The organism is Gluconobacter sp., from assembly GCF_047723935.1.
Taxonomy (GTDB): Bacteria; Pseudomonadota; Alphaproteobacteria; order Acetobacterales; family Acetobacteraceae; genus Gluconobacter.
Map to the genome: position 1 here is coordinate 326,974 of NZ_JBDOBO010000001.1, position 25,712 is coordinate 352,685.

Here is a 25,712-nt window from a genome sequence, read left to right on the forward strand (position 1 = left end):
CTGAAAACGGAAAACGCCCCGACCGGTCTCCCGGCGGGGCGTTTTTCTTGGCGCGCTACGACCCGGTCAGGAGTCGTTTGCAGCCTTGTCGCGAGAGACGATGTTCGTAATCGTGGTGCGAACGATCTTCACACGGACACCCTGAGCGATTTCGACATCAACTTCGTCGCTGCCGTCACGGGTTGCCTGCACGATGCCAACGATACCGCCGGCCGTCACAACCTTGTCACCACGGCGCAGACCACCCTGCTCTTCACGGAGCTTGCGCTGACGCTGCTGCTGCGGACGGATCAGCAGGAAGTAGAAAACAACGAAGATGAAAATCATCGGGGCGAACTGAAGCACCGTCGGGTTCGCGAGGAGCCCGCCGCCATCGGCGGCCTGTGCGGAAGAAATGAACAGACTGCTCATGGAATATTGGTCCAGTCTTGAGTGAAACGTGCGGGGACCATATCGTCCGGAGTTTCCCCGTCAAGGACGGGCGCTTCCTTCATCACTGGCACAAAGCGAATTCCATGACCGATCACGCCCTGCTCAACGTCCTTGAACGTATTGCAGACAGCCTCGAACGCATGAGCCCCAAACCGCCAAGTGCTGATATTTTGAAGCACCATGATGCCTTTATCTGGCAGGCCGCGATGGGAACGCTTGCTCCGGTTGAGAAGGTTTCCGGCGTTTCCCTTTCACTGCTTCGGGGGATTGAGCGACAGATTTCACAGGTCATGACGAACACACGTCATTTCGCGGAAGGCTTCACGGCCAACAACGTGATGCTCTGGGGCGCTCGCGGCATGGGCAAATCCTCGCTGGTGAAGGCTGCGATTGCCACAGTGAACGCCGAGCAGCGCGCCAAGGGAGAGCCGACGCTCGCGCTCATCGAAATCCAGCGTGATGAGCTTTCCACCTTGCCGAAACTTCTGGCCGTTCTCCGCACGACCGATCGCCGCTGCATCCTGTTCTGCGATGATCTGTCGTTCGAAAGCCAGGATGCTGACTACAAATCCCTCAAATCCGTTCTGGATGGTGGTATCGGCGGACGTCCCGACAATGTTCTTGTCTATGCAACCTCGAACCGCCGTCACCTCATGCCACGTGACATGATCGAGAACGAAACCGGGAGTGCCATTAATCCGTCTGAAGCCATCGAAGAAAAAGTCTCCCTGTCAGACCGTTTTGGTCTTTGGATTGGCTTGTATGGTGCCAGCCAGGACGAATATCTGGATATCGTTCAGACTTATGCAGCAACCCGCAAGCTTCCTGTTTCGCCAGAAGACCTACGTCGCAAAGCGCTTCAGTGGGCTCTCACGCGTGGCAGTCGTTCTGGACGTGTCGCGGCGCAGTTCATTGATGACCTGAGCGCAGACCTCGGTATTCCAAACTCATGAATTTCAAACTCATGAAGCGCCGTTCTTTTCTCGCGGGAGCTACCTGCGCGTTCACTGCGCTTCCACACATTGCATCAGCAGAACCCCGCGAGCAGGAGCAATCCGGATGGTGGGCACTGGATCTGGAAACAAACCGAACACTCGGTGAAAACCCAGACATGCACCTGCCCATGTGTTCCACATTCAAATGGTTGCTGGCTGCTGCCACCTTGTCACGAACGGACTACGGCCGTGAACACCTGGGTCGAGAGATTGCCTTCAGCCGCAAGGATCTCATTTCCGCATCCCCGGCGGTCAAAGATGCTCTCGCGGCTTCAAAAACCGCTCATGCCAGCCTGTCTGTTGGAGAGCTTTGCGCTGCAACAGTTTCACTAAGCGACAGCACCGCCGCAAACCTCCTTCTGAAGAGGCTTGGCGGCCCGGCGGCTCTCACACATTGGCTGCGCGATCATCATGACCCAGTGACAAGAGTGGATCGTTATGAAACGGCGCTGAACCGTGCTCCGATGGGGGATCTGCGAGACACCACCACGCCACGCGCCATGGTCTCGAACCTTCAGAACACGCTCTATGGCAACAATCTGAGTTCGGCTTCTCAGGCCCAGCTTCTCAAATGGCTCCTGGCCACCACAACCGGTCCAAAACGTATGCCTGCCGGATTGAGAGAAGGATGGCGCATCGGTCACAAGACCGGAACATGGACTGTGAAACCCGGCTACAATCCAGCCGTGGAACGGGCAGCGTCCGGAGATGTAGCGATCCTGCTTCCCCCTACAGGCAAGCCCGTTCTCGTAGCCGCCTATGCAGCAGGATATTCCATTCCTCAATCAGAGAAAGAGGGCTGGTTTGCCGATATCGCTCATCGTGCAACAGACCCCAACTGGCTACAGCGGCATTAAAAAAAGCTGGGAGACCTGTGTCTCCCAGCCTCTGAACATACTTAGAACGATGCGCTGACTGTTCCAAAGAACTCACGAACTGCGCCGCGTTCCATAGACTGATAATCGCCTGTCGCAGGATTATCGTTCTGGCCCATCATGGCGATATATTTCGTGTTGAACAGATTATAGACGTTGAAGCTCGCCGTGACGTCTTTCAGCACACTCAGCTTGCCGAAACGGTACTGCATACCGGCATTCGCCAACCAGTATCCACCAACGGACGTATCGTTCATGAAGCTGTAGTAGCGGCGGCTATAGTAGTTGGCGTCGAAGTGCGCCGTCGCACCCTTCCAGGTGTAGGACACGGACGTTTTGTACATCCAGGCCGGGTAATTGACAATGTTCTTGCCCGCCAGCGCATAGAAACCACCCGCCGTATCGACGTCCCGGTCGTAGGTACCCTTGTTGTAGCTCAGGTTGTTGCTGATGCTCAGGCCTTCGATCGGCGTCAACGTGATATCGCCATTGGCACCCGTCATGGAAATATGACCGAAGTCGATCACCTGAGACACCGGATTGGTCAGGGACCCAACAGCCGCTGCAAGGATCGGATGGATCAGGCTGGCATGATAAACGGTCGCATTCGCCTGAAGATACTTGGACGTGTAGCGGTATCCACCCAGATAGACCCAGGCTTTGGACGGCTCGAGAGACTTCTTTTGCGCCTGAAAGGTCGTCTGATCTTCAACCGAATAAACCGAGTTCGCCACGCCATAGGCCGAGACTTCGTAGGCGCGCATATTCTCGGCCACATCCACATACAGCTCATGGTGGTTGTTGATGTGCCAGTCCAGATTAAGATGCGGCAGGAAGGCCTGAGAAGCCGTTAGCGAGCCATTCGGCAACTCATCAGAGCCGGTCCAATCCGCGTTGTTATAGTTTGCACCGCCCGCTGTAGTTGCCACCATGGATTTAAATCCGGCATGCAGCGTCAAACCTTCGGTCAGGCGGATGCTGTCCTGAAGGTGAAACTGCATGACATTCGTCGTCCAGTCGAAATTGTAACCCTGTAGAAAAGCACGACCGTAAACATCATACGGACCAACAGCTTTGAGCGGCGCGCCCTCACCCAGCAATGGCTGCTGGTAATTGAACAGGCCAGCCTGCTGGTTGTTGTTCTCGTACCAGACACCGCCCTCGATCGTGTGGCGTCCCCACTTGTAGCGAAGGCTCGTATCAAGACCGTAGCGTTCCTGACGGTTCTGCCAGACTTCTTCTGAGAATGGCGCACCGTTCGGGGATGGGTCTTCGGAGTCCGTGTAGCTGTAATAGCCGGTCTGGCTGTGACCGTAGACCGTTGTGTTCCAGGTCAGATTATCCGTAAGAGCCAGATCGAAGTGCAGGCCACCCATGTAGTTGGTTTCAGCCTGACCGCCGTCATACATAGCGATCTCGGAGCCATCGATACCCGGCACGCCACCATACCCAGCCGGAAGCGCTGCGGTACCTTTTGCGATGCCGTAAGCCAGACCATAATTCGGATAGAGATGCGGCGTCCGCCATCCAAGATTCTTCAAAATCCCGACGGACGTATCCGGGTAGTTCCACTGAGCAAGGCTGGACCAGTTAAAAAACGCAGACATGCGGCTGCGCTGCCCGATGGGCTGCACAAGCTTGGCATCAACCTGCTGCATGAACTGGTCACCACTCCCCATCCACATGCCCTCGTCGGTACGGGCATAAGACGTGTAGAACTTCGTACCAGAGCTGTTCAGCTTGCCGGAATCCAGCCGAACATAGGTGCGATAAGAATTATAGCTGCCAAAAGACTGGCTGACCTTGCCGCCACGCTTGTCGTTCGGATCAGACGACCCGATCTGGATTGTTCCACCCAGCGTGTTTGTGGATGGTAGTTCGACGGATCCGGCCCCCTGAGACATCCGCATGGACTGGATATCGTCAGGAATGATGGCAGAAGCGAGGCTCATGCCACTCACAGACTGATAGGTCTGATCGTTCAGAGGCACGCCATCAACCGTCACACCCATCTGATTCATGAAGAACCCGCGGACGTAAAGATTGGCACCAAAGCTGTCGATTCCGAATGGATCCGTGGAGGTGAAGCTGACCCCCGGCATCCGGTCCAGCATGCGGTAAGGGCTGGTTCCCGGCACAAACTGCCGCATGACGGCTTTCGAAACAGCCTGTTCCGCATCGCGACCGGTCAACTGGCGCGCCGTGACCGAAACGCTTTCTGTCGACCGGGATTCCAGATTTGTCCGCTGTGGGTGCTTCGCTGGAACAGCTGTTTTCTGAGCAGGCACCTTCGAGGGTGCTACCGGTGTCGTCACGCCATGACGGGATGGCGCATGCCGATGACCCGGCGCAACCTGCTTTGTCGTCTCAGCAGCATGTGCCTGCGATTGAATAGCCAACAGTGCAATGGAAGACAGAAGCAGGGGTTTCGTGCGCACTGAGGCCAATACTCCGGGAACTAAGGGTAAGAAGAAAGGAAGCGGTGTCCTAGCCAAGCAATACTCATAGGCAAAGCCTCTGATCCCCGGGATGATGTTTCCATGACATCTAGTCTGTGCTTTTCCCGCCTCATGTTGCTCAAATGACGCGACTTCCCTTGATACATCCTGCCCCCTTCCTGCGAGAACCCTTTGCCTGTTAGGCTCGTTTAGAAAACATGCCTTTTGAAGGCCCGTCTTTACTCAGGATCGGGATATCCATGTCGCAGAGTACCTTAGAAGAAGCTGATATTGTCAGCAGCGTCTCTCCAGAACCCCAAGGACACAATGCGGACCTGCGTCGTATCCGTTCCAACCCGGACTACTGGTACCCTGTCGCGTGGTCTCATGAGCTAAAAAGTGGGAAAACCATAGGCACACGCTACGCTGGCCAGCCAATTGCGCTCGTCCGCCCCCTGGACGGCAATGTGTTTGCTCTGGAAGACCGTTGCGCACACCGTCAGGTTCCCCTCAGCCTTGGCCGTGTGAGTGGTGAAGCGGTACAGTGCTGCTATCATGGCTGGGCCTATGGCCGCTCCGGTCGGTGCATTGACGTCCCATATCTGGGCAAGAACAAGCTTCCGAATGGTGTGCGGACCTATCCCTGCCGGGAAGAAGGCGGCCTGATCTTCATTTTCCCAGGTGATCCGGCAAAAGCAGAAACCACGCCCTTCCCGTCACTCGGCTCCGTTCGTGACCCAGCCTACAAGACGCGCCGTTTCGGCAAGAAAGTCGCCTGTCACTACAGTTTTATGCATGAGAACCTGATGGATATGAACCATCAGTTCATGCACATGAAGCAGATGGGCCAGATGAAGCCCCGCTTCCTTGGTGGCAAGGATGAGCCCACCCTCGTAGAGGCCCGCTACAGCTTCGCACGGACAAGCGGCAAGCAACCCTGGGGCGAAGCGCTGATCTTCGGTGAACGTCGGGACGCAAGCGAGCGCTACGCTCACCGCGACGTCATGACGATCCGGACAGAGTATCCTTACCAGACCCTGAGGATTGCCACGGGTGACGAACCGCCCGTCATGGATCTGTGGATCGTCTATGTGCCGCAGGATGCAGAAGAGAAAACCTGTCGCGTTTTCGGCCTCCTCTCGGTGCGCAAGCCGAAAGTCGGCGTCATTCTGGATATGGCATGGCCCTTCCTTGTCGCCTTTACGGAACGGATCTTTAAGGAAGACCGTGATATCGTAGAGCTCGAACAGGCTGCCTGGAACGAACTGGGCGGAGACCACAATCAGGAAGTTTTCCCTGTCATCAATACGCTGCGCCGACTGTTGGCACGTTGCGGTGTTCCTGAGGAGCAGGATACAACAAGGCCGACATGACACCTGAACTGAAAGCGGGGGATTTTCTTTTACGTCCCCTTCGCCCGGAAGACGCGCCAGCCGTCCATCGCCTCGTGAACGACTGGAGCGTGGTCCGCATGCTCAGTCGTCTTCCCTTCCCTTACCCGCGTGACCTTGCTGAGAAATGGATTGCCTCCACGCTGGAGGACAGTTCCCGGGGAAGCGCTCACCACTTTGCCATCACGCGCGACGGCGTTCTTCTGGGAGCTGTCGGGCTGGTCCTGTCGGACGACAGGCGCTCTGCTTCTCTAGGTTACTGGGCGTCCCCCGCCACATGGGGACAGGGCATGACAACATCTGCGGCCCGACGTGTCACGGAATGGGCCATTCAGGTGCTCAAGCTTGAGAAGCTTACGGCAGACGTCGCGGTTGATAATCCCGCGTCTTCCGCCGTCCTCCGTAAACTTGGCTTTCGGGAAACCGGCCGCTCCAGCCGCCGCTTTGTGTCACGTGGGACCGAATGCCCCATCATTGTGCACGAATTGACGCGGTCGAACTTCCTTCAACTCGACATACCGGCCCCAGTTGAAACGGCTTCTCCGGCTGCACTGGAAGATCAACTGTCCGCTCCCGCACCAATACGCAAACCACGGACTCTTCTGGTCGTCGCAGCAGCTTTGCTGGATGCGCAGGGACGTATTCTTCTCGCGCGCCGCCCTGAAGGGAAACGTCTGGCTGGGCTTTGGGAATTTCCGGGCGGAAAAGTCGAGCGGGACGAAACACCGGAACAGGCTCTCATCCGGGAAATGAAAGAGGAGCTGGACGTCGATCTGACAGGCGCCTGCCTCGCCCCTTTCACCTTCGTCAGTGAAAATGCAGGCCCGTTTCATCTTCTGATGCCGCTCTATGTCGTGCGTCGGTGGCGCGGCGTTCCTGCCCCACGGGAAGGGCAGGCGCTGGCGTGGGTGGAGGCAGCCGATCTGGCAAAATATCCAATGCCAGATCCGGATCTACCACTCATCCCACTCCTTCAGGAACTTCTGGGATAAACAGCCGGAACCGCTTCAATCATTCCGGCTGCACGTTGCTGATCAATCGTTCAGCTGAAACTGATTCTGCGGCACGCCTGCTATGTCGGTGCGAAACGCAAACAGCGATCCGGCCTGCGGCTCCTTGGCAAGAACATCTTCATCCAGACCTTTGCGCGCCGTCGTCACAAAGACTGTCTTGAGATCATCCCCGCCAAACGCAACCTTCGTGACGTTCGTCACGGGCATGTCAATGGATGGCAATTCTGTGCCGTCGGGACGGAAACGCGCGACGCGACCGCCTCCCCAGGTGCCACACCACAGATTGCCTTCGCTATCTGTAACGATTCCATCCGGGTAACCCTTCGTCAGCGTTGCAAAGACGCGCTCGTTCGAGAGATCTCCGTTCTCATCAATATCGAAGGCATAAATCGTCTGCTTCGGGCTATGACAAACATACAGGACACGCCCGCATGGCGAGACAGCCGGACCATTCGAGACAATATACCCCTCGTTATGGTGCGTGATTTCAAGACCGTCTTCCGTATGAACCACACGATAGATGGAGCCAGTCGGTTCTTCTTCCCCGTCATCCATCGTACCAAACCACACACGTCCCAGCGGATCCACACAACCATCGTTCAGACGGTTCCCTGGCATGTCAGGCTCAATCCTGGGGCCAGCTTCGAAGTCTCCGCTTTCAGGGTCAAAGCCATGCAGGCCATCGCGTAAGCCCGCAAGGAAAGTTCCGTTTGCAACCGGCAGCAGAAAGCCCAGACGGTCCGGAGCATCCCACGTCTTGTGCTCCCCTGTTTCCGGCGTGAAACGATGGACCTTGGCAGCAATGATATCGACGAAATAAAGCGACTTTTCAGCCTCACTCCAGACGGGTCCCTCACCCAGCGTTGCACGCAGATCGAGAATACATTCAGGGAGATGGTGCTTCAGAGTGCTCATGAGTGTCCTGTTTGAAATGGGCATGGCCAGACGTCCGACCCTGCTCGACAACGCTGCACAACGCGCTACGTTCGCTGCACAGACTATCAGGACGAGACTCATGCTTCAAAAAAACGCCTGCCTGCTCGTCATAGGCAACGAGATCCTTTCCGGTCGCACACAGGATGCCAACACACAGGTTCTGGCGCGCGCGCTGAATGCCCAGGGTATCCGGCTTCTGGAAGTCCGTGTCATTCCGGATATCGAAGACCACATCGTCCGAACGGTCACAGAATGCCGAGACCGATTCGACATACTCTTCACATGCGGCGGCATCGGCCCCACCCATGATGACATCACGGCTGAATGCATCGCCAAGGCCATGGGCGTTCCGTTGCTGCGTCACGAGCCGACATTCCAGAAGCTTGAAGCCATCATGGGGAAAGAAAAGTTCAACGCAGCCCGCCAGCGCATGGCCATGCTCCCGGAAGGCGCAACACCCATTGAAAATGCTATTTCAGCGGCGCCCGGCTTCAGCATTGGCAACGTGCACGTCATGGCCGGAGTCCCGTCCATTTTCGCTTCTATGGTAGAATCGTTGGTTCCCAAGATGGAAAAAGGCCCACCCCTGACGTCCGTAAGCTGGCATGCGGCGGGATTGAAGGAGGGGGACTTTGCGGACGATTTGCGTCATTTGCAGGAACAGTTCCCGAAAATTGATCTTGGGTCATATCCGTACGGCCTGACGAACGGCACGACGGGGACAGCTCTGGTCGCCAAAGGATACGATGCGTCAGCAGTTAAGAATGCGGGCTCTCTCCTGCATGATCTGATCATGGCGCATGGGCGCGATCCGATCAGCGGAGATCCGCCTCACAAGGCGTAAAGACCAAAAAAAACCGCTGCTCCGAAGGGCAGCGGTTTTTCGTATCAGTTCAAAGACCCTCGGGTCATAGCCAGGAACTTGTCCCGCCGCTTCTGAACGAGAGCCGGACCTGTCAGCTTCTGGAGTTCCAGCAGCTCTTCGGCAATCACATTACCCACCGCGTGCACGGCGTCATCCGGAAGGCGCTGCGCCCCACCGATGGGTTCAGGAATGATCCGGTCAATCAGACCAAGCCCCAGAAGATCCTGCGCTGTCAGCTTCAGGGCTTCAGCAGCAGCCGGAGCGAGCTTCGGATCACGCCAGAGAATGGACGCTGCGGCCTCAGGCGAAATAACGGAATAGATCGAGTTCTCAAGCATCAGCACACGATCACCCGCGCCGATAGCAATCGCACCACCGGAACCACCCTCACCAATCACGGTTGCGATCAGAGGGACAGGAGCCTTGAGGCAGATATCGATTGAGCGCGCGATAGCCTCGGCCTGGCCGCGCGCTTCGGCGTCGATACCCGGCCACGCTCCAGCTGTATCGATGAAGCTCAGAATCGGCAGCCCGAAACGGCCGGCCATTTCCACAAGGCGCTGTGCCTTCCGATATCCTTCCGGGCGGGCCATGCCAAAATTATGAAGCAGACGCGTTTCCGTGTCGTGACCACGCTCCGTCCCAACCACGACAACCGGCTCACCACGGAATCGGGCAAGACCACCAATCATGGCCTTGTCGTCTCCGAAAGCACGATCTCCGGCCAGCGGCGTAAAGTCTGTTGTCAGGAGACGAACATAGTCCAGAGCCTTAGGGCGCTGGGCGTGACGGGCAACCTGCACCTTCTGCAATGGCGTAAGCTTTGCATAGGTTGCACGAAGCTGTTTGTCCGCCTTGTCAGAAAGACGGGCAACCTCGTCATCGATGTTGATGCCGCTGGTGCCGGAGTCCTTCTCCTGGCTGCCCATCTGGCGGAGTTCGTCGATTTTGGTCTCGAGTTCGGCGACCGACTTCTCGAAATCTAGGAATTGGCGCATGGCTGCCGGATAGCACGGCAACGCATCCGGAAACAGCCCCCCGGATCTTTACGGGGCAGATCAGTCTTCAGGCCGGGTTTTCGCCAGTGGATGATGCGCCGTCACGAGCTGCCTCAGACGTTCCGCCATGACCTGTGTGTAAATCTGGGTCGTCGCGATATCCGCATGCCCCAGCAGCATCTGAAGCGCCCTTAGATCCGCGCCATGGGCCAGAAGGTGGCTGGCAAAGGAGTGTCTGAGCACATGCGGGCTCACACGTTCAGGGTCAATTCCCGCCTTTAGCGCGCAGGCCAGCAGAATTTTGTCGAACCCCTGCCGGGTCAGTGGCTTGTCAGGATTTCTGCCTGGGAAAAGATACGGGCTTCCCAAGTCCCGGTCATAGTGAACCAGAGCTTCAGCAGCCTGCCGCGCACTGCGAGACAGAGGAACCAACCGCTCACGGCCGCCTTTGCCTCTCACGAGAAGCATTTCACCCTTTGCCTTCACACATGTCGCGGGCAAAGACAGGAGTTCTGAAATTCGGAGGCCTGTAGTGTAAAGAAGTTCCAGAGCAGCACGGGACAGCAGATCACGCCGTTCACTGTCGTGCCTTCTGGTGCCTTCTTCCAGAAGCAGTCGAATTTCTTTCTCATCCAGAGGACGAGGAAGCGAGGAACTGACTTTCGGAGCCTGCTGGCGATCCGTTGGATCATCGGTCCGAATCGATTCCAACATCAGGAATCGATAAAATTGCTTGAGACAGGACAGTCTGCGCGCTGCCGTACGGGCAGCCATCCCAGCCTGTGACAGTGATGTCAGATAACTCCTGACCTGCTCTCCCGTCGCCTGTGCCAAAGACGTTGGAGCACAATGACGGGAAAAATCCGCGAGGTCAGAGGCATAGGCCTGACGCGTTTTCAGAGCTGCGCCCCGTTCTGCCGCAAGCATTTCAAGAAATGCCTCGACATGCCGATCAGCCACCTCTGACATGCGTCAGGCCAACCTGATCAGTGCGCGGGAACGCCAGCAGGCGCCGGAACAGCAGCCCCCTGCAGAGGAGCAGGCTTAGGTGCAGGCATTGTGGGCAGCGGCGTGGATGGCGTCAGAGCGGGAGCGGCTGGAGCCACGGGTGCCGCAGCAACCGGAGCCGGAACAGGCTGAGCAGTTCCTGCGCCCGGAGCTGTCGGAACCGGCGGCATCGCCGGAAGAGCCGCAGCAGCAGAACCGGATGTGGCGAACATCGCCCCTGGCAGCTCTTTGTGAACCTGTGTCTGCTCAGGCGGGACAACCCCCATCCCCAGACGCAGGAAAAGTCCGCCCAGAACCACCACCAGAACCAGAGCACCAACTCCAGCAATCATGGGCAAACGGGAAGATGAACGATCAGATTGTGCCATTATGTTCAGGTCTCAAAGTGCGGGCAGGACGTGATGCCCTCTCCTATGATAGGTAGCAGAGCATGTCACCTCTGCCACCCTCACTTTCCGCCGATCCGGCGGTATCTCTTCCCGTCCCGACCTGCACTGTTGTTCTGGTTGGCATGATGGGAGCTGGAAAAACCACCGTAGGCCGCCGTCTGGCGCAGCTCTACCGCCTGCCCTTCGTCGATGCGGATGCAGAAATTGAACGCGCCGCAGGCTGCACGATTCCGGAAATTTTCTCCCGTCACGGAGAAGCTTATTTCCGTGCGGGCGAACGCCGGGTCATCGAACGCCTGATCAAAGGCCCGCCCTGCATTCTCGCCACGGGTGGCGGAGCATGGATGGACGCCCAGACGCGCCATCTCGTTCGTCAGCATGCCGTGTCGATCTGGCTTCGCGCGCCTGTGCACGTTCTGCTCAGACGCGTTCAGGGCCGCGGCGGCAGACCTCTGCTCGCTCAAGGCAGCCCGGAAGAGGTCATGACCCGACTGGTGGGCGTTCGTTACCCTGTCTATGCGGAAGCAGACATCATTATTGATTGCGGAGACGAAACCGTGGAGCAAGGCGTGCAGCGCGTCCGTGAAACCCTCGCAGAATACCAACATCCCCAAAAAGTGCCTGTAGCTCTTGCACAGCACAGCTACGATGTTCTGGTCGGGCCGGACCTGATTTCGCGGGCAGGAGCTTGGGTTGCTCCATACCTGCGCCAGAAGAGGGTTGTCGTCATCACGGACGACACCGTTGCCACTCTCCACCTCTCCCGCCTGCTTCTGTCCTTCCAGGAGACAGGCATCCAGGCAGACGTCATCTCTGTGGCAGGAGGCGAGGAGAGCAAATCCCTGCACTGCTACGGCGAGGTCATGACGCGCCTCCTGTCGCTGGGAATCGAACGCGGCACGACAATCGTCGCCCTTGGTGGCGGCGTCGTCGGTGATCTGGCCGGTTTCGTAGCCGCGACAGCTTTACGCGGGATTCCCTTCATCCAGATTCCCACGACTCTTCTCGCGCAAGTGGATAGTTCCGTCGGCGGAAAAACCGGTATCAATTCACCCTCCGGCAAGAATCTGATCGGCGCATTCCATCAGCCCGTCATCGTTCTCGCAGACAACTCTGCACTCGCGACTCTACCACGCAGACAGCGAGTTGCGGGTTATGCCGAAATTGTGAAGTCAGGCCTGATCGCAGACCCGGATCTTTTCGCATGGTGTGAAACCAATGGACGATCTGTTCTTGACGGAGACCCGGCAGCTCTTGCGGAAGCGGTTCAACGTGCCTGTACTTTCAAGGCCGCTATTGTCGCCGCTGATGAACGTGAGCAGGCGAAACTGAATGGTCGCGCCCTGCTAAACCTTGGTCACACCTTTGGTCACGCCCTTGAGGCAGAGCTCGGTTATGACGGGCGTCTTCTGCATGGCGAAGGAGTTTCAATAGGTTTGCACCTCGCAATGGCTCTTTCCGTTCAGCTCGGATATGCGCCAGAGGAAGACCTTTCCCGCCTGGACGAACATTTACGCACCCTCGGCATGCCAGTCAGCTTTGACTGGTTTGATATTCCGTTCTCAGCGCAGGTACTTCTCGATCACATGACTCGGGACAAGAAGATGCAAGACGGGAAAATTTCCTTTGTTCTTCTGCACGGTATTGGCAAAGCATTCACAAGTCGTGACGTTCCAATGGATACCGTCCGTAACTTACTGATAAATGAAGGCTGCACAGCATAAGGACCGTTACAGTCCTTTATGGTTTAGCCTAACTTTTTGTTTTTTAACTGCATTTGAGCAGCACAAATTCCCGGAAGACGCTGGCGTCCCTGCAAGTGTTCAGCTATGGCAGCAGGGACGCGAGGCGTAGATCGTGAAGCGGGCGGAATGAAATGTGACTTTTTTGTCACTCCTTCCACCCGAGTAGGTCTGGAAGGCTCTGTCTGGCTTTGTCCTAGGGAACTCCCCGATCTATATGCGCTTATGCATCGCGCTGGGTCCGTTGGTTGAAGCAGTTTTTCCAACGGCTCGAAACGTTAGTCACTAAGAGGACGAAAACATGCGTCTCCGCACGGCACTCCTTGCCATGACGTCGATGGTCGCCGCACCGTCGCTTGCCATGGCCAGCACGATCACCGGCCCGTACGTCAACATCGGCGGTGGTTACAACCTGGTTCAGCAGCAGCACGGCCGCTTCTCACCAACCACGCAGGCTGACGGCACGTCTAGCAACAACGCTAGCAGCTCACGCCTCCGCCACAAGGACGGCTTCACGGGCTTCGGTTCGTTCGGCTGGGGCTTCGGCAACGGTCTGCGCGTTGAAGTGGAGGGTGTGTACAACTACTCCCAGATCAACCACCGCACGCCGACGGCCGTTCACGGTTCCACGAACGGTTCTGACCAGGCTTATGGCGGTTTCGTCAACGTCCTGTATGACATCGATCTGGCCCACTTCGGCCTGAACGTTCCTGTCACGCCGTTCGTTGGTGTTGGCGCTGGCTACCTGTGGCAGCACTACAACCCGATCACGACGAACTATGCGAATGGTTCCGTCAACCGTATCGGTGGCACGCAGGGCAGCTTCGCGTACCAGGGTATCGTCGGTGCAGCTTACGACATTCCGGGCGTTCCGGGTCTTGCTGTCACGACCGAATACCGCTTCATCGGTCAGCAGTTTGCTGATGGCCCGTACCGCTCCACAGCCTACAACGGCTCTGGCGTTCACAAGGGCAACGTAAACTTCGACCCGCGCTTCTCGCACCAGTTCATCCTGGGTCTGCGTTATGCGTTCGACACAGCTCCGCCGCCGCCGCCGCCGGCTCCGGTCATCGTTCCGCCGGCTCCGACGCCAGCTCGTACGTACCTCGTGTTCTTCGACTGGGACAAGTCTGACCTGACGGGCCGCGCTCGTGAGATCGTTGCTCAGGCAGCTCAGGCTTCCACGCACGTCCAGACGACGCGCATCGAAGTTAACGGCTACACCGATAACTCCGCAGCCCACCCGGGCCCGCGCGGTGAGCGTTACAACATGGGTCTGTCCCTCCGCCGCGCACAGAGCGTTAAGGCTGAGCTGATCCGTGATGGCGTTCCGGCAGCTGCTGTGGACATCCATGGTTACGGTGAGCAGAAGCCACTGGTTCCGACCGGCCCGAACACCCGCGAGCCGCAGAACCGTCGCGTCGAAATCATCCTGAAGTAATTCAGTTTGAAAAAGACGCCGGAGCCCTCGGGCTCCGGGTTTCTGGAAAAGGCGTCCTTCGGGGCGCCTTTTTCTGTTTTAAGGCCTTTGCACCGTAAATCTGCGCACGCTAGAGCAATACCTATAGCTTACCCGGAGACGCTCACTTGCGACGCACCCGAATTTTCTATCCACGTTCACGCCCGCAAGTGATTGATCAATTCCTTCGATTTGGGATCGTTGGAGCGTTTGGCTTCTTCGTAGACTGGGGAAGCGTGGAGGCTTTGCGGCCAGAAATTGGCCTTATCGCTGCAACCATTGCCGCCTATTTTGTTGCCGCCACCGTCAACTGGATTCTGAACCGCGCTTGGACGTTTCGAACCTCGGCGGCCGATAACCAGCATCTGATCCTTCAGTGGCTTCGGTTCCTGATCGCGAATGCCTTCGGGTTCCTTCTGAACCGCGGAGCAGTCTTCCTACTCTACGCCTTCGTACCCTTTACCGTCCGACATCCTGTTACGGCGCTCGCGATTGGTGCGGGTTGCGGCATGATGGCCAATTTCAACCTCTCCCGCCGGCTGGTTTTCAGAGCTAAAATTCCCGAAACCCCGATGGAACTCATGCAAATGGCTGTGGAAATCCCGGCTGCGGGTCTGACCTCTCCCGACCCCGAGCCTCAAATGCCCATTCCACACCCCAGCACGGAAACCCTTGAGCATAAGGCGCCCTGAGGCGCACATTTCCAAGCTGCTCACAATGGTCTAGGAGTAACGCTGGTTTTTCCCGTTTTCTCCGGAATCTGACGCTTCATCCCATGACCAGCACAAACGACATCCGCTCAGCCTTCCTCGAATATTTCGGGTCGAACGGCCATCGCATTGTTCCTTCAGCGCCCCTCGTACCGCAGAACGACCCCACCCTGCTGTTTACGAACGCTGGCATGGTTCCCTTCAAGAACGTTTTTACCGGCCAGGAAACGCGCCCTTACTCCCGCGCCACAACCGCTCAGAAGGTTGTCCGCGCAGGCGGCAAGCATAACGATCTCGACAACGTCGGTTACACCGCGCGCCATCACACATTCTTCGAGATGATGGGCAACTTCAGCTTCGGTGATTATTTCAAAGCCGAAGCCATTGAGTTCGCTTGGAACCTGCTCACGAGAGACTTTGGCCTCCCCAAGGAAAAGCTTCTCGCCACGGTTTACGCTGAAGATGAAGAAGCCGCAGATCTCTGGAAAAAAGTCGCCGGCCTGAGCGATGATCGCATCATCCGCATTGGTACGTCCGACAACTTCTGGCGGATGGGCGACACCGGCCCGTGCGGCCCCTGCTCCGAAATCTTCTACGATCACGGCGACAGTGTTTTTGGTGGCCCTCCAGGCAGCCCGGACGAAGATGGGGACCGCTTCGTCGAGATCTGGAACCTCGTGTTCATGCAGTTCCTGGATCAGGCCGATGGTTCCCGCGACAATCTGCCGCGTCCTTCGATCGATACGGGCATGGGCCTGGAGCGTTTCGCTGCAATCATGCAGGGCAAGCGCGACAACTACGACACAGATACAATGCGCGCGCTCATTGAGTCCTCTGCTGACGTCATGCATCAGGATGCAGACGGACAGTTCAAATCCAGCCATCGCGTGGTGGCGGATCATCTCCGCTCCACGGCCTTCCTGATCGCTGACGGCGTTCTCCCGTCCAAGGAAGGCCGGGGCTATGTCCTGCGTCGTATCATGCGCCGCGCCATGCGCCATCTGCACATCATGGGCGCCAAGGAACCAGTTTTCTACCGTCTGCTTCCTGCCCTGATCCAGCAAATGGGCGCAGCCTATCCGGAACTCGTGCAGCATCAGGCCCTCATCACTGAAACGATGAAGGGTGAAGAAGAGCGCTTCACAGCCCTTCTGGAACGTGGCCTGACCCTTCTGTCCGATGAAGTCAGTAACCTCGGAGACAACCAGGCTCTTCCGGGCGATGTTGCCTTCAAGCTGTATGACACTTTTGGCTTCCCGCTCGATCTGACGCAGGACGCCCTGCGAGAGCAGGGTCGCACTGTCGATGAATCCGGCTTCGAAACAGCCATGGCTGAACAGCGCAAGCGTGCTCGCGCTGCGTGGGTCGGCTCCGGCGATACGGCAGCCGAGACCGTCTGGTTCGACGCGCGCGACAAGCATGGCCCCAGCGAATTCCTGGGTTATGTATCTGAAAAAGCCGATGCAGAAGTGCAGGGCATTTTCCGTGGAAACGACGAACTCGCCGAAGCGCCCGCTGGCGATGACATTATTGCCATCCTGCTGAACCAGACACCGTTCTATGGCGAAAGCGGCGGTCAGGTTGGCGATCACGGCACACTCACAGCGAACGGTCTGCGGGTGCAAATCACGGACACCCAGAAGCGCAACGGCGATCTGATCGTCCACTACGGCAAGGTTGTCGAAGGCACACTGAAGCCTGGCATGGCCGTTCATGCAGAGATCGACCATGGTCGCCGTACGGCCGTCCGTGGCCATCACTCAGCAACGCATCTTCTGCATGAGGCCCTGCGTCGCCAGATCGGCACGCACGTTACTCAAAAGGGCAGCCTGAACGCCCCTGAACGCCTACGCTTCGACATCAGCCAGCCTCGCCCGCTGACGGACGCAGAACTTCAGGCTGTTGAGGCCGAAGTAAACGCCCGTATCCGTGAAAATGCGCCCGTCGAAACGCGCCTCATGACGCAGGAACAGGCTGTTGCCGAGGGTGCAATGGCGCTCTTCGGTGAAAAATACGGCGACGAAGTGCGCGTTGTTTCCATGGGCGTCGGAGAGGAAGGCCGTCCCGCCTACTCTATCGAACTTTGTGGTGGCACGCATGTTGGTCGCGTGGGAGAAATTGGCCCGTTCCGGATCGTATCAGAAAGCGGTGTGTCTGCGGGCGTTCGTCGTATTGAAGCCGTCTGCGGAATTGCCGCAGAAAATCTGGCACTTGAAACTGAAAGCCGCCTGAAGCAGATCGCCGATCTTCTGAAGGTTCCTGTTTCTGATGCCGTCACACGGGTCTCGGCTCTGTTGGAAGAGCGTAAATCGCTCAACAGCCAGATTTCAGAATTGCAGCGGAAACTGGCTACAGGTGAAGGTACGGCTGCAACCGAAACTATCAACGGCATCACACTTTCAGCTCGCAATCTGGGAGACGTCAGCCCCAAGGAACTCAAAAGCCTGGCGGACAGCATCTCCAAGCAGATCGAATCTGGCGTTGTTGCTCTTATTTCGGAAGCCGATGGCCGGGGCAGCATCGTGATTTCCGTCACACCAGACCTCAAAGACCGACTGAATGCTGTCACGCTTGTCCGTGCAGCATCTGAAGTCATGGGAGGAAAAGGTGGCGGCGGACGGCCAGATATGGCGCAGGCTGGTGGCCCCAATGCAAATGCAGATGAAGTCTTTGCAAAGCTGCGCGAGCACCTTGCTGCGTCATAAACCGTAACGACAACAGATGTCAGGGCAGTAACAAATCATGAGACTACCGTTTTACTGCTTTACCTGCCCTGACAAAGCCTCCTAACTGCTCACTAGTTTATAAAAAGGAGAACACCATGGCCTGTGGTCGTGATACTCTGGCAAAACTGCTGAGCGGTGTCCGTACATTCGAGACGGACGTCTATCCTGACAGTGCGGAGCTTTTTGAGAGCCTGGCCTCCAGCCAGTCTCCTTCCACGCTGTTCATCACCTGCGCCGACAGTCGGATCAGCCCGAGCCTCATCACCCAGACTGAACCGGGTGAGCTGTTCATTGTCCGGAATGTTGGCAACATCGTGCCGGCTTACGGTGAGATGCTGGGTGGCGTGTCTTCTGCCATCGAGTACGCCGTTGCGGCACTCAAGGTGAAGAACGTCGTCATCTGCGGCCACTCAAACTGCGGCGCCATGAACGCCCTGCTGGACCTGAACGCGCCGAAGCTGGACGCTCTTCCAACTGTTCGCAGCTGGCTGCGCAACGCAGAAGCAGCACGCGCGGCTATGGGTGATCTGAAAGCAGACGATGCTGGCCCGGCGGACATCCGCCAGCTGGCAGAATACAACGTCCTGCTTCAGCTTGCTCACCTGAGAACCCATCCCGCGGTCGTTCGCGCCCTCTCTCAGGGCACACTGACCCTGCAGGGCTGGTTCTACGACATTCCGAAGGGTGAAATTCTCATTCTGGATGAGAAAACCCGCACGACCTGCTCCATCGAAAGCGTTCTTTCGGAAATGGGCGCAACACAGAAAGAAGCCGTCTGAGGTTTCTTTGCACACTAACCCTCGCCGCATGTTTTCTATGCGGCGAGGCTTTTCCAGCCCAGGCCAGAGACATCAAGCTCTCAACCTGGAATCTGGACTGGCTCTCCCTTCGCCAGACGGGAGATCCAGTACTCCCCGACGATGTTCATGGTCGTAAACCCAGCGACTTCATTCGGCTGCACCAATACGCGACCCACCTGAACGCAGACCTCATTGCTTTTCAGGAAGTGGACGGCCCCGAACCTGCAGCGCAGGTCTTCGATCCCCAAACCTACCAGATCATTCTGTCCAACGCGCCCGTTATCCAGCGTGTCGGCCTAGCCGTCAGACGCCCGCTGAACGTGACGGTGAATGAAGAACTCTCAGCCCTGGATGTTACCGCTCCCGATGCGCCCCACCATCTGAGAACCGGACTTGATGTCACGGTATCAGACGGGAAAAGCCATCTCCGTATTCTGGTTGTGCATCTGAAAACCGGCTGCTGGGATCAGCCTCTCACTCAGCGCAAACATTCCTGCCCGACCCTGTATCAACAGTTCCAAGTCCTGGAAGACTGGATTGCAGAGCGTCAGGACGAAGGAGAACCCTATGCTGTTCTCGGTGACTTCAACCGCCGCCTGACCATGCACGACCCACTCATGCAGCAGATCGAGCATGATGCGCCCGTTCTTCTCACCACAGCAGGCAAAGCCAGTCCCTGCTGGAATGGAGAGTACTTCATCGACCACATCCTCCTTGGTAACGAAGCCCGCAGTTGGCTCGTCCCGGAGAGTCTGCGGGTTATGACCTATCAAAACGATAGTGCGCCGGAAGGATTGTCTGACCACTGTCCCGTTTCTGTGCGCCTGCATCTGCCTTGAGCGAAGCGACATCGGGGAAAGTGTTTTCCAGAAAGGAATTATGCCTCATGAAGACATGTGCTTCCCGTCTATCGTTCAAGGTTCCAACATGCCGCAGTCCCTATCCTGGCCCATCACACCACTTCAGCCAGATGTGCGGGTGTCGGCTGACCGCCCTCTCCCTCCCCTGACGACTGAGCAGGAAGAGGCTGTCTCGCGCGTCTGGGCCAAGGCACTTTCGGCTTATCCCAACCTCTACAATGGCCGCGTCTTCTGTGCCGATGAAATCACCCCAGCCCGCATTCACGGCCACTGGTCCGAATACCGTCGCGTTCTTGCACAGATGAAAGAACCAGACGTTTATGGAGCGCACATCCTGCGCCCACTGGCCGTTGTGGGGTTGATGTTTACGCAAGACGGCATTGTCATTGGCAGACGCGCAGAGACTTCGATCTATCTTCCTGGATATTGGCAGGGCGCTCCAGCAGGAAATGTTGAAAGCCGCGCACAGGAAAGCACCATAGATCTCGCCGCGCAGCTTCTGGCGGAATTTGAAGAAGAACTTGGGCTCGTTCCAGCGGAATGCAGGGTTGGACCGTCCCTTTTGGCCTGTGAGCATCCCTCATCCCATATCGTGGATATCGGGATGCGCATTGACGTCTCCCTGACTTTTGAGGACCTTCAGAAGCGATGCCGCGAACAGGGCAACGCCGAATACGGCGCGCTGCACCTGATCCGCCCAGACCACATACCTGAAGGCCCAATGGTCCCGACCCTGGCCGCTCTGCTGGAACTGTCCTGATGCCGTATTTCACTCTCGATACTTCCAGCCTTCGACACTGGCTGACAGAGCATGCCGATCTTGCATCTCGCCTTGGTGGAAACCCGGCAGACTGGACGATCCGCGAAGTCAGCGACGGTAATCTGAACACGGTTTTTATTGTGGCCGGTCCGGATGGGCAGCTTTGCTGCAAGCAGGCTCTGCCTCATGTTCGCGTGGCACCAGAATGGCCTATGCCTCTGGAACGTGCGCTGTATGAAGCCCGTTATATGCGCGCGACGGCAGACGCGGTTCGCCCGGCCGCGCCAGAGCTGTATTTCTACGATGATGAGATGTTCCTGCTCGTCATGGAATGCCTGACGCCACATGAGGTCCTGCGCTCTGCCCTGATCCGCGATGACGCGCAACCCGGTTTTTCGGCCACCATAGGCCAGTATGTCGCCCGGGGCGTACATGCAACGAGTTGGATCAGTCGCCCCTTTGAAGTCGGCTCAAAACTCCTGGAGGAGTTTTCGGGCAACACGGCCCTCACCCGCATCACTGTCGATCTGATCCTCACCGACCCATTCCGCCCTTGCTCCCGCAACCCGGAGCCCGAAATAGCTCTTCTGCCAGATGTACAAGCCCTGCAGGCTGATAAGCTCCTTCACCGTGCAGTCGGCACACTTCAGGATCGCTTTCTGACGGCAAGACAAGCCCTTTTGCATGGAGACCTCCACACAGGCTCCATCATGTTGCATCGCGATGATGTCCGCGTGATTGACGGCGAGTTCGCCACGATGGGCCCAGTCGGCTTCGATTGCGGACTTTATCTGGGCAATCTGGCCCTTCACGCCTGCGCCGCGCCACACAAGCAGGATTTCATTAGAACCGAGATCATCGCGTTCTGGAGCAGCTTTAAAAATGAACTCCGCGCTCTGCTGAAAACGGGTGGCGGAGACGTCTGGGCGTTATCAGACGATACTCAGCGCGAAGAGATGCTTGAAGATTTCCTGACGAACATTCTACGGGACACAGCCGGTTTCTGTGGTCTCGAAATGATCCGCCGGACTATCGGGTTCGCTCAAGTCGCGGATTATACGCTTTGCTCCACGCCAGAAAGCCGTACGGAGGCGCGTCGTAAAGCTCTTCAGGCCGGTCGGCGCCTCATCTGTGAAGCACCAAGCGTAACAGCGCCAGACGATCTTCTGGCCCTTCTGAAACTTACATAAGGGTCATTCCTCCAGAGACAACTGACCTTCGATGCAGGTCACAACATGCCCGCCAATCCAAATATCATTGCCATCCTGGGTGACGTACACCGTCCCCTCCCGCCCTAAAACCGTTCCCTGCCGCGCCGTATAAGAAGACGGCGCAATTCCACTCTTGATGAGCCACTGCGCGATACCAGCATTCAGGCTTCCCGTGACCGGGTCTTCAAAGCCGGCGGCAGAAAACGCTCGAACCTCGAAGTCAGTATCGCCGGCCTGTACAGGCACAACGATACCCACACGAATACCCGCAATCATTGCAAAATCCGGTTTCAGCGCCAGTGCTGTCGTGTGGCTTTTCAGAAGAAGAGCAAGCCATCCGGGACCGTTATCCACCCACTGCGCGGCAACAATATCGGCATCCGACACTCCAAGACCCAACTTGATACGCGCCAGTACATCCTCTTCAACGGCACCCGTTCGAATAAGGGGCGGCCCCGCGAAAGCAAGTCTACCGCTATCTCGCCGAATCCTGACCAGCCCCGCACCGCACTCCTGAACGATATCCCGCCCTTCTGGCGGGGCGGTGGAAGTCAGCCAGGCATGACAGCTCCCCAACGTTGGATGCCCTGCAAATGGCAATTCGCCAGATGGCGTGAAGATCCGGACACGATAGTCAGCCTGCGGATTTATGGGCCGAAGCAGAAAGCTCGTTTCGCTCAGATTCATCCAGTTGGCAAAAGCTCCCATCTTCTGTTCCGGAAAGCCATCGGCCTCCAGAACAACAGCCAACGGATTACCTTTGAGGGGGCGAGACGAAAAAACATCAACCTGTCGAAAAGAGAATTTTCCCGAACAATCCGACAGATTTTCATGCAACATGGCCGCAGCCTCACTCTTTTCATTTTGCTTAAGCAAGGAGACTAGGCACAGAAACCACGTGCGACAATCACGATAAAAAAACCTCGCTCCCTGTGCAGGAGCGAGGTTTGAAAATCAGACCGGCGCCAGACCGATCTGTTTGATGTCATGAAATGCCAGATCGGGGTTCATTTCGATGGTACGACGCATCATGAAAGAGGAACTGGCGAGAAAAACCGGGTCCCCATCCAGATCGTCCGCCATGGATGAGCGATTCATCATCATGAACGCCTCGATTTTTTCACGGCTACCCGTGATCCAGCGCGCCAATGTAAACGGTGTGCTCTCAAACCCGATGGACACGCTGTACTCACCTTTCAGCCGAGACTGAAGCACATCCAGCTGTAGCGTTCCCACCACGCCGACAATTGGCGGCAGGCCATCCTGCGGACGGAAAAGCTGCACAACGCCTTCCTCAGCCAGTTCCACCAGCGCCTGCCGCAGCTTCTTGGCCTTCATGGCATCATCAAGACGAACACGACGCAGAATTTCAGGCGCGAAGTGTGGTACCCCCGTGAAGCGCAGCTCTTCGCTCTCGCTTAGCGTATCGCCAATACGCAATGTACCATGGTTCGGAATGCCAACCACATCCCCGCCAAAGGCTTCTTCAGCCAACTGGCGATCACGCGCAAAGAAGAACTGCGGCGTATGAAGGGCAAACTGTTTGCCAGTCCGCACATGCTTCAGGCGCATCCCGCGCGTCAGACGTCCCGAACACACACGAGCGAAAGCCATACGATCGCGATGGTTCGGATCCATGTTGGCCTGAATCTTGAAAATCAGCGCCGTCACCTGCTGTTCACTGGCCTGAACTTCACGGGTTTCTGTCGGCTGGGCACGCGGAGCCGGACCGTAAGCAACAAGTGCATCCAGAAGATCGGTCACACCGATTTCTTTCATGGCCGAGCCAAAGAACACCGGAGACAAATGCCCGGCATCAAAAGACTCACGGTCGAATTCAGGCAGAGCGGCTTCCACCAACTCAAGGTCTTCCCGAAGCTGCACCATCCGCGGATCGGCTTCGTCCACCGGGTCCTTGGTGTGAACCTCACGCGTACGAATATCGAACGTACCGATAAACGTCGCAGCACGGCCGATCGGCCACGTAGCAGGCGAAACGTCCAGGGCCAGAGAGTTGGAAATCTCGTCCAGAAGCGCAAAGCAATCCTGCGCCTCACGGTCCATCTTGTTGATGAACGTGATAATCGGAATATCGCGAAGGCGGCAGATTTCGAAGAGCTTGCGCGTTCGGTCTTCGATACCCTTCGCGGCGTCAATCACCATGACCGCACAGTCCACAGCCGTCAGGGTACGATAGGTGTCTTCGGAGAAGTCTTCATGGCCCGGCGTATCAAGCAGGTTGAAAACGCAGTCACCGTATTCAAACGTCATGACCGACGTCACAACGGAAATGCCACGATCGCGCTCAATACCCATCCAGTCAGACTTGGTACGGCGGCGCTCACCTTTGGCGCGCACGTTTCCGGCAAGCTGAATGGCACCACCAGCCCGAAGAATACGCTCGGTCAGGGTCGTCTTACCGGCATCCGGATGGGAGATGATGGCGAAAGTCCGCCGACGGGCGATCTCGCGGTTGATTTCGGCGCTGAGAGCTTCGGACATGGAGACTCCGGGAGAGACTGGAAGCCGGGGGCTTTAAAATGAGAAACGCCGGACGGGATGACCCGCCCGGCGTTTTCCGGTCGCTTGCTGATCCGGGCCCGAAGACCCGGGATCGGAATTAGCGGGAGTAGAACTCGACGACCAGGTTCGGTTCCATCTGCACCGGATACGGCACGTCAGAGAGAACCGGCGTACGCAGGAACGTACCCTTCATCTGGCGGTGATCGACTTCAACGTATTCCGGCGTGTCGCGCTCGCCCGTCTGCACGGAGTCGAGAACGATGGCGAGGTGCTTGGACTTCTCGCGCACTTCGATGACGTCGCCTTCCTTCACGAGGTAGGACGGGATGTTCACCTTCTTGCCGTTGACCGTAACGTGGCCATGGCTGATGAACTGACGTGCTGCGAACGGCGTGATCGCGAACTTCAGACGGTACACAACGGCGTCCAGACGACGCTCGAGCAGACCGATCAGGTTCTCGGACGTATCGCCCTTGCGACGGACGGCTTCGTCATAATACTTGCGGAACTGCTTCTCGCTGATGTTGCCGTAGTAGCCCTTGAGCTTCTGCTTGGCCATCAGCTGGATGGAGAAGTCAGAAGGCTTCTGCTTACGACGCTGACCATGCTGACCCGGACCGTATTCACGACGGTTCACAGGGGACTTTGCACGGCCCCAAAGGTTTACGCCGAGACGGCGATTGATCTTGTACTTGCTCTCAAGACGCTTTGACATGGGTTAACCCCTGTTCATACATCAGGCCCGCCCCATGCTGCATGGCGAGCCGTTTTGTTGCACCGGTAGGCCTCTCCCCGAATTGGGAAAGACGGGCGCGCACCCAAAAACCGGAGCCTGCGGGGTACAGAAACCCGCTTTATTGGTCCGGCCGGTACGTCCACGTTTCCGGCAGTGGACCCGCGCCTAACAGGTCTCACTCTCCCATGTCAATGAAAGGACGATTCTGACCCTTGTTATTTTCTCACATCGGAGGCCTATAAAGCGCGCAACCCTTCCCTAGGGATTTGCGCTAACGGTCTGGTACTCCCCCTGAATCCGGGAGCCATGTCTTTTTGAGTTTGCCCATGAAAATCTATCGCTTCAATCCCAAGGCTGGCCGCATTGCCGAGGGTTCCCTCGAAGGGCTGATCCAGTCTCTGGATTCACCGCCCCCGCCCAAGCCAGGCGAGAGCGCCATCAAGCGCGCCTTCAAGAGATTCGGCCTCGCGCAGATGCACATGTCGCATCTCGTGATTGATGACCGCACGATCTATCTGCGTGGCAAGGCCGATTCCGCCAAAGCCCGTGACCAGATGATCCTCACGGCGGGCAACGTCGCAGGCGTGGCTGCTGTCGAAGCGGAAATCCAGGTGCCCCCCGGTACGCCTGATCCGAAGTTCCTCGAAATCAAGACAAGTCAGAACCTTGATGAGGTGGCTGAGAAGCTCCCGGAAGATATTTCTGGCGATGAGCTGCTTGATGCAAATCAACCGCTTGTCACGAGCAAGGATGACATTTATCCGGGCCAGACAATTCGCCTGCCAACGGAGAATTGAGCTGACCGGCCCGGACGCTTCCATGTGAATGTGTCCGGCTAGCTTTTC

The 25,712-nt window shown here is 57.2% G+C and carries 23 protein-coding genes; 14 read left to right on the top strand and 9 right to left on the bottom strand.

The genetic code is table 11. From position 1 onward, the window contains the following. Nucleotides 1–66 precede the first annotated feature (66 nt). The gene (yajC, locus tag ABF979_RS01510; RefSeq protein WP_086634449.1) at nucleotides 67–411 is read right to left on the bottom strand and encodes a preprotein translocase subunit YajC; all 345 of its coding nucleotides are present in this window, start codon (nucleotides 409–411) and stop codon (nucleotides 67–69) included. Between the two features lie 17 nt (nucleotides 412–428). Here yajC and ABF979_RS01515 point away from each other — a divergent pair, with 17 nt between their 5' ends. Together ABF979_RS01515 and bla are read left to right on the top strand one after the other, a co-directional pair. Beyond that, nucleotides 429–1,385 carry an ATP-binding protein gene (locus ABF979_RS01515; protein ID WP_415557445.1) on the top strand — a complete coding sequence of 319 codons (957 nt, stop codon included), beginning with the start codon at nucleotides 429–431 and terminating at the stop codon, nucleotides 1,383–1,385. 11 nt (nucleotides 1,386–1,396) lie between these two features. After that, nucleotides 1,397–2,284 (top strand): class A beta-lactamase, encoded by an 888-nt coding sequence (gene bla, locus ABF979_RS01520; protein WP_415557446.1) that lies wholly within the window; start codon nucleotides 1,397–1,399, stop codon nucleotides 2,282–2,284. A gap of 41 nt (nucleotides 2,285–2,325) precedes the next feature. Here bla and ABF979_RS01525 read toward each other — a convergent pair whose 3' ends face one another. Beyond that, nucleotides 2,326–4,740 carry a TonB-dependent receptor gene (locus tag ABF979_RS01525; protein WP_415557447.1) on the bottom strand — a complete coding sequence of 805 codons (2,415 nt, stop codon included), beginning with the start codon at nucleotides 4,738–4,740 and terminating at the stop codon, nucleotides 2,326–2,328. A 260-nt stretch (nucleotides 4,741–5,000) separates the two neighbouring features. On the opposite strand from ABF979_RS01525, the gene ABF979_RS01530 reads away from it, so the two are divergent. Together ABF979_RS01530 and ABF979_RS01535 are read left to right on the top strand one after the other, a co-directional pair. Next, on the top strand, nucleotides 5,001–6,113 hold the full coding sequence (locus ABF979_RS01530; RefSeq protein ID WP_415557448.1) for a Rieske 2Fe-2S domain-containing protein: 1,113 nt from the start codon (nucleotides 5,001–5,003) through the stop codon (nucleotides 6,111–6,113). Next, nucleotides 6,110–7,123: a bifunctional GNAT family N-acetyltransferase/(deoxy)nucleoside triphosphate pyrophosphohydrolase gene (locus ABF979_RS01535; protein ID WP_415557449.1), complete on the top strand. Its 1,014-nt coding sequence runs from the start codon at nucleotides 6,110–6,112 to the stop codon at nucleotides 7,121–7,123. Before ABF979_RS01530 ends, ABF979_RS01535 begins: the two co-directional genes overlap by 4 nt. Before the next feature lie 42 nt (nucleotides 7,124–7,165). On the opposite strand, the gene ABF979_RS01540 is transcribed toward ABF979_RS01535, so the two are convergent. Further along, a complete protein-coding gene (locus ABF979_RS01540) occupies nucleotides 7,166–8,059 on the bottom strand; it encodes an SMP-30/gluconolactonase/LRE family protein (RefSeq protein WP_415557450.1) in 894 nt (297 codons plus the stop codon). 100 nt (nucleotides 8,060–8,159) lie between these two features. Here ABF979_RS01540 and ABF979_RS01545 point away from each other — a divergent pair, with 100 nt between their 5' ends. After that, nucleotides 8,160–8,924: a competence/damage-inducible protein A gene (locus tag ABF979_RS01545; protein WP_415557541.1), complete on the top strand. Its 765-nt coding sequence runs from the start codon at nucleotides 8,160–8,162 to the stop codon at nucleotides 8,922–8,924. 44 nt (nucleotides 8,925–8,968) lie between these two features. Here the strand turns inward: ABF979_RS01545 and ABF979_RS01550 are convergent, their stop codons facing one another. The 3 genes from ABF979_RS01550 to ABF979_RS01560 are packed head-to-tail and all read right to left on the bottom strand — an operon-like array spanning nucleotide 8,969 to nucleotide 11,319. After that, entirely contained in the window at nucleotides 8,969–9,943 is a 975-nt protein-coding gene (locus ABF979_RS01550; RefSeq protein ID WP_202206454.1) for an acetyl-CoA carboxylase carboxyltransferase subunit alpha, read from the bottom strand. Between the two features lie 60 nt (nucleotides 9,944–10,003). Beyond that, nucleotides 10,004–10,912 carry a tyrosine recombinase gene (locus ABF979_RS01555; protein ID WP_415557451.1) on the bottom strand — a complete coding sequence of 303 codons (909 nt, stop codon included), beginning with the start codon at nucleotides 10,910–10,912 and terminating at the stop codon, nucleotides 10,004–10,006. A 17-nt stretch (nucleotides 10,913–10,929) separates the two neighbouring features. After that, on the bottom strand, nucleotides 10,930–11,319 hold the full coding sequence (locus ABF979_RS01560; RefSeq protein ID WP_415557452.1) for a hypothetical protein: 390 nt from the start codon (nucleotides 11,317–11,319) through the stop codon (nucleotides 10,930–10,932). A gap of 62 nt (nucleotides 11,320–11,381) precedes the next feature. On the opposite strand from ABF979_RS01560, the gene aroB reads away from it, so the two are divergent. From aroB to mtnK, 8 genes are all read left to right on the top strand, one after another. Further along, a complete protein-coding gene (gene aroB / locus ABF979_RS01565) occupies nucleotides 11,382–13,064 on the top strand; it encodes a 3-dehydroquinate synthase (RefSeq protein WP_415557453.1) in 1,683 nt (560 codons plus the stop codon). Between the two features lie 319 nt (nucleotides 13,065–13,383). Further along, nucleotides 13,384–14,523, top strand: a complete 1,140-nt coding sequence (locus tag ABF979_RS01570; protein WP_202206451.1) for an OmpA family protein — start codon at nucleotides 13,384–13,386, stop codon at nucleotides 14,521–14,523. A 146-nt stretch (nucleotides 14,524–14,669) separates the two neighbouring features. After that, nucleotides 14,670–15,233 (top strand): GtrA family protein, encoded by a 564-nt coding sequence (locus ABF979_RS01575; RefSeq protein WP_415557454.1) that lies wholly within the window; start codon nucleotides 14,670–14,672, stop codon nucleotides 15,231–15,233. Between the two features lie 83 nt (nucleotides 15,234–15,316). After that, on the top strand, nucleotides 15,317–17,956 hold the full coding sequence (gene alaS, locus ABF979_RS01580) for an alanine--tRNA ligase (RefSeq protein ID WP_415557455.1): 2,640 nt from the start codon (nucleotides 15,317–15,319) through the stop codon (nucleotides 17,954–17,956). 116 nt (nucleotides 17,957–18,072) lie between these two features. Continuing rightward, nucleotides 18,073–18,756 carry a carbonic anhydrase gene (locus ABF979_RS01585; protein ID WP_415557456.1) on the top strand — a complete coding sequence of 228 codons (684 nt, stop codon included), beginning with the start codon at nucleotides 18,073–18,075 and terminating at the stop codon, nucleotides 18,754–18,756. Continuing rightward, nucleotides 18,753–19,616, top strand: coding sequence for an endonuclease/exonuclease/phosphatase family protein (locus tag ABF979_RS01590; protein WP_415557542.1), 864 nt, complete (start codon nucleotides 18,753–18,755; stop codon nucleotides 19,614–19,616). The genes ABF979_RS01585 and ABF979_RS01590 overlap by 4 nt, the downstream gene beginning before the upstream one ends. A 40-nt stretch (nucleotides 19,617–19,656) precedes the next feature. Next, on the top strand, nucleotides 19,657–20,397 hold the full coding sequence (locus ABF979_RS01595) for a hypothetical protein (protein ID WP_415557457.1): 741 nt from the start codon (nucleotides 19,657–19,659) through the stop codon (nucleotides 20,395–20,397). Then, nucleotides 20,397–21,587 (top strand): S-methyl-5-thioribose kinase, encoded by a 1,191-nt coding sequence (mtnK, locus tag ABF979_RS01600; protein ID WP_415557458.1) that lies wholly within the window; start codon nucleotides 20,397–20,399, stop codon nucleotides 21,585–21,587. Before ABF979_RS01595 ends, mtnK begins: the two co-directional genes overlap by 1 nt. A gap of 3 nt (nucleotides 21,588–21,590) precedes the next feature. Here mtnK and ABF979_RS01605 read toward each other — a convergent pair whose 3' ends face one another. The 3 genes from ABF979_RS01605 to rpsD all read right to left on the bottom strand — a co-directional run bounded on the left by ABF979_RS01605 (nucleotide 21,591) and on the right by rpsD (nucleotide 24,846). Then, nucleotides 21,591–22,448, bottom strand: coding sequence for a PhzF family phenazine biosynthesis protein (locus ABF979_RS01605; RefSeq protein ID WP_415557459.1), 858 nt, complete (start codon nucleotides 22,446–22,448; stop codon nucleotides 21,591–21,593). Nucleotides 22,449–22,562: 114 nt separating this feature from the next. Then, the gene (locus ABF979_RS01610; protein WP_415557460.1) at nucleotides 22,563–24,110 is read right to left on the bottom strand and encodes a peptide chain release factor 3; all 1,548 of its coding nucleotides are present in this window, start codon (nucleotides 24,108–24,110) and stop codon (nucleotides 22,563–22,565) included. A 118-nt stretch (nucleotides 24,111–24,228) separates the two neighbouring features. After that, complete coding sequence (gene rpsD, locus ABF979_RS01615) at nucleotides 24,229–24,846, bottom strand: 30S ribosomal protein S4 (protein ID WP_007282513.1); 618 nt, start codon at nucleotides 24,844–24,846, stop codon at nucleotides 24,229–24,231. A 347-nt stretch (nucleotides 24,847–25,193) separates the two neighbouring features. Here rpsD and ABF979_RS01620 point away from each other — a divergent pair, with 347 nt between their 5' ends. Next, on the top strand, nucleotides 25,194–25,664 hold the full coding sequence (locus ABF979_RS01620; protein ID WP_202206444.1) for a BON domain-containing protein: 471 nt from the start codon (nucleotides 25,194–25,196) through the stop codon (nucleotides 25,662–25,664). Nucleotides 25,665–25,712: the final 48 nt, after the last annotated feature.

Bases quoted from the DNA above. Each gene is read 5' to 3' on its own strand.
- yajC (WP_086634449.1), bottom strand. From the start codon at position 411: ATGAGCAGTCTGTTCATTTCTTCCGCACAGGCCGCCGATGGCGGCGGG.
- bla (WP_415557446.1), top strand. From the start codon at position 1,397: ATGAAGCGCCGTTCTTTTCTCGCGGGAGCTACCTGCGCGTTCACTGCG.
- ABF979_RS01530 (WP_415557448.1), top strand. From the start codon at position 5,001: ATGTCGCAGAGTACCTTAGAAGAAGCTGATATTGTCAGCAGCGTCTCT.
- ABF979_RS01535 (WP_415557449.1), top strand. From the start codon at position 6,110: ATGACACCTGAACTGAAAGCGGGGGATTTTCTTTTACGTCCCCTTCGC.
- ABF979_RS01540 (WP_415557450.1), bottom strand. From the start codon at position 8,059: ATGAGCACTCTGAAGCACCATCTCCCTGAATGTATTCTCGATCTGCGT.
- ABF979_RS01545 (WP_415557541.1), top strand. From the start codon at position 8,160: ATGCTTCAAAAAAACGCCTGCCTGCTCGTCATAGGCAACGAGATCCTT.
- ABF979_RS01550 (WP_202206454.1), bottom strand. From the start codon at position 9,943: ATGCGCCAATTCCTAGATTTCGAGAAGTCGGTCGCCGAACTCGAGACC.
- ABF979_RS01555 (WP_415557451.1), bottom strand. From the start codon at position 10,912: ATGTCAGAGGTGGCTGATCGGCATGTCGAGGCATTTCTTGAAATGCTT.
- ABF979_RS01560 (WP_415557452.1), bottom strand. From the start codon at position 11,319: ATGGCACAATCTGATCGTTCATCTTCCCGTTTGCCCATGATTGCTGGA.
- aroB (WP_415557453.1), top strand. From the start codon at position 11,382: ATGTCACCTCTGCCACCCTCACTTTCCGCCGATCCGGCGGTATCTCTT.
- ABF979_RS01570 (WP_202206451.1), top strand. From the start codon at position 13,384: ATGCGTCTCCGCACGGCACTCCTTGCCATGACGTCGATGGTCGCCGCA.
- alaS (WP_415557455.1), top strand. From the start codon at position 15,317: ATGACCAGCACAAACGACATCCGCTCAGCCTTCCTCGAATATTTCGGG.
- ABF979_RS01585 (WP_415557456.1), top strand. From the start codon at position 18,073: ATGGCCTGTGGTCGTGATACTCTGGCAAAACTGCTGAGCGGTGTCCGT.
- ABF979_RS01595 (WP_415557457.1), top strand. From the start codon at position 19,657: ATGCCTCATGAAGACATGTGCTTCCCGTCTATCGTTCAAGGTTCCAAC.
- mtnK (WP_415557458.1), top strand. From the start codon at position 20,397: ATGCCGTATTTCACTCTCGATACTTCCAGCCTTCGACACTGGCTGACA.
- ABF979_RS01605 (WP_415557459.1), bottom strand. From the start codon at position 22,448: ATGTTGCATGAAAATCTGTCGGATTGTTCGGGAAAATTCTCTTTTCGA.
- ABF979_RS01610 (WP_415557460.1), bottom strand. From the start codon at position 24,110: ATGTCCGAAGCTCTCAGCGCCGAAATCAACCGCGAGATCGCCCGTCGG.
- rpsD (WP_007282513.1), bottom strand. From the start codon at position 24,846: ATGTCAAAGCGTCTTGAGAGCAAGTACAAGATCAATCGCCGTCTCGGC.
- ABF979_RS01620 (WP_202206444.1), top strand. From the start codon at position 25,194: ATGAAAATCTATCGCTTCAATCCCAAGGCTGGCCGCATTGCCGAGGGT.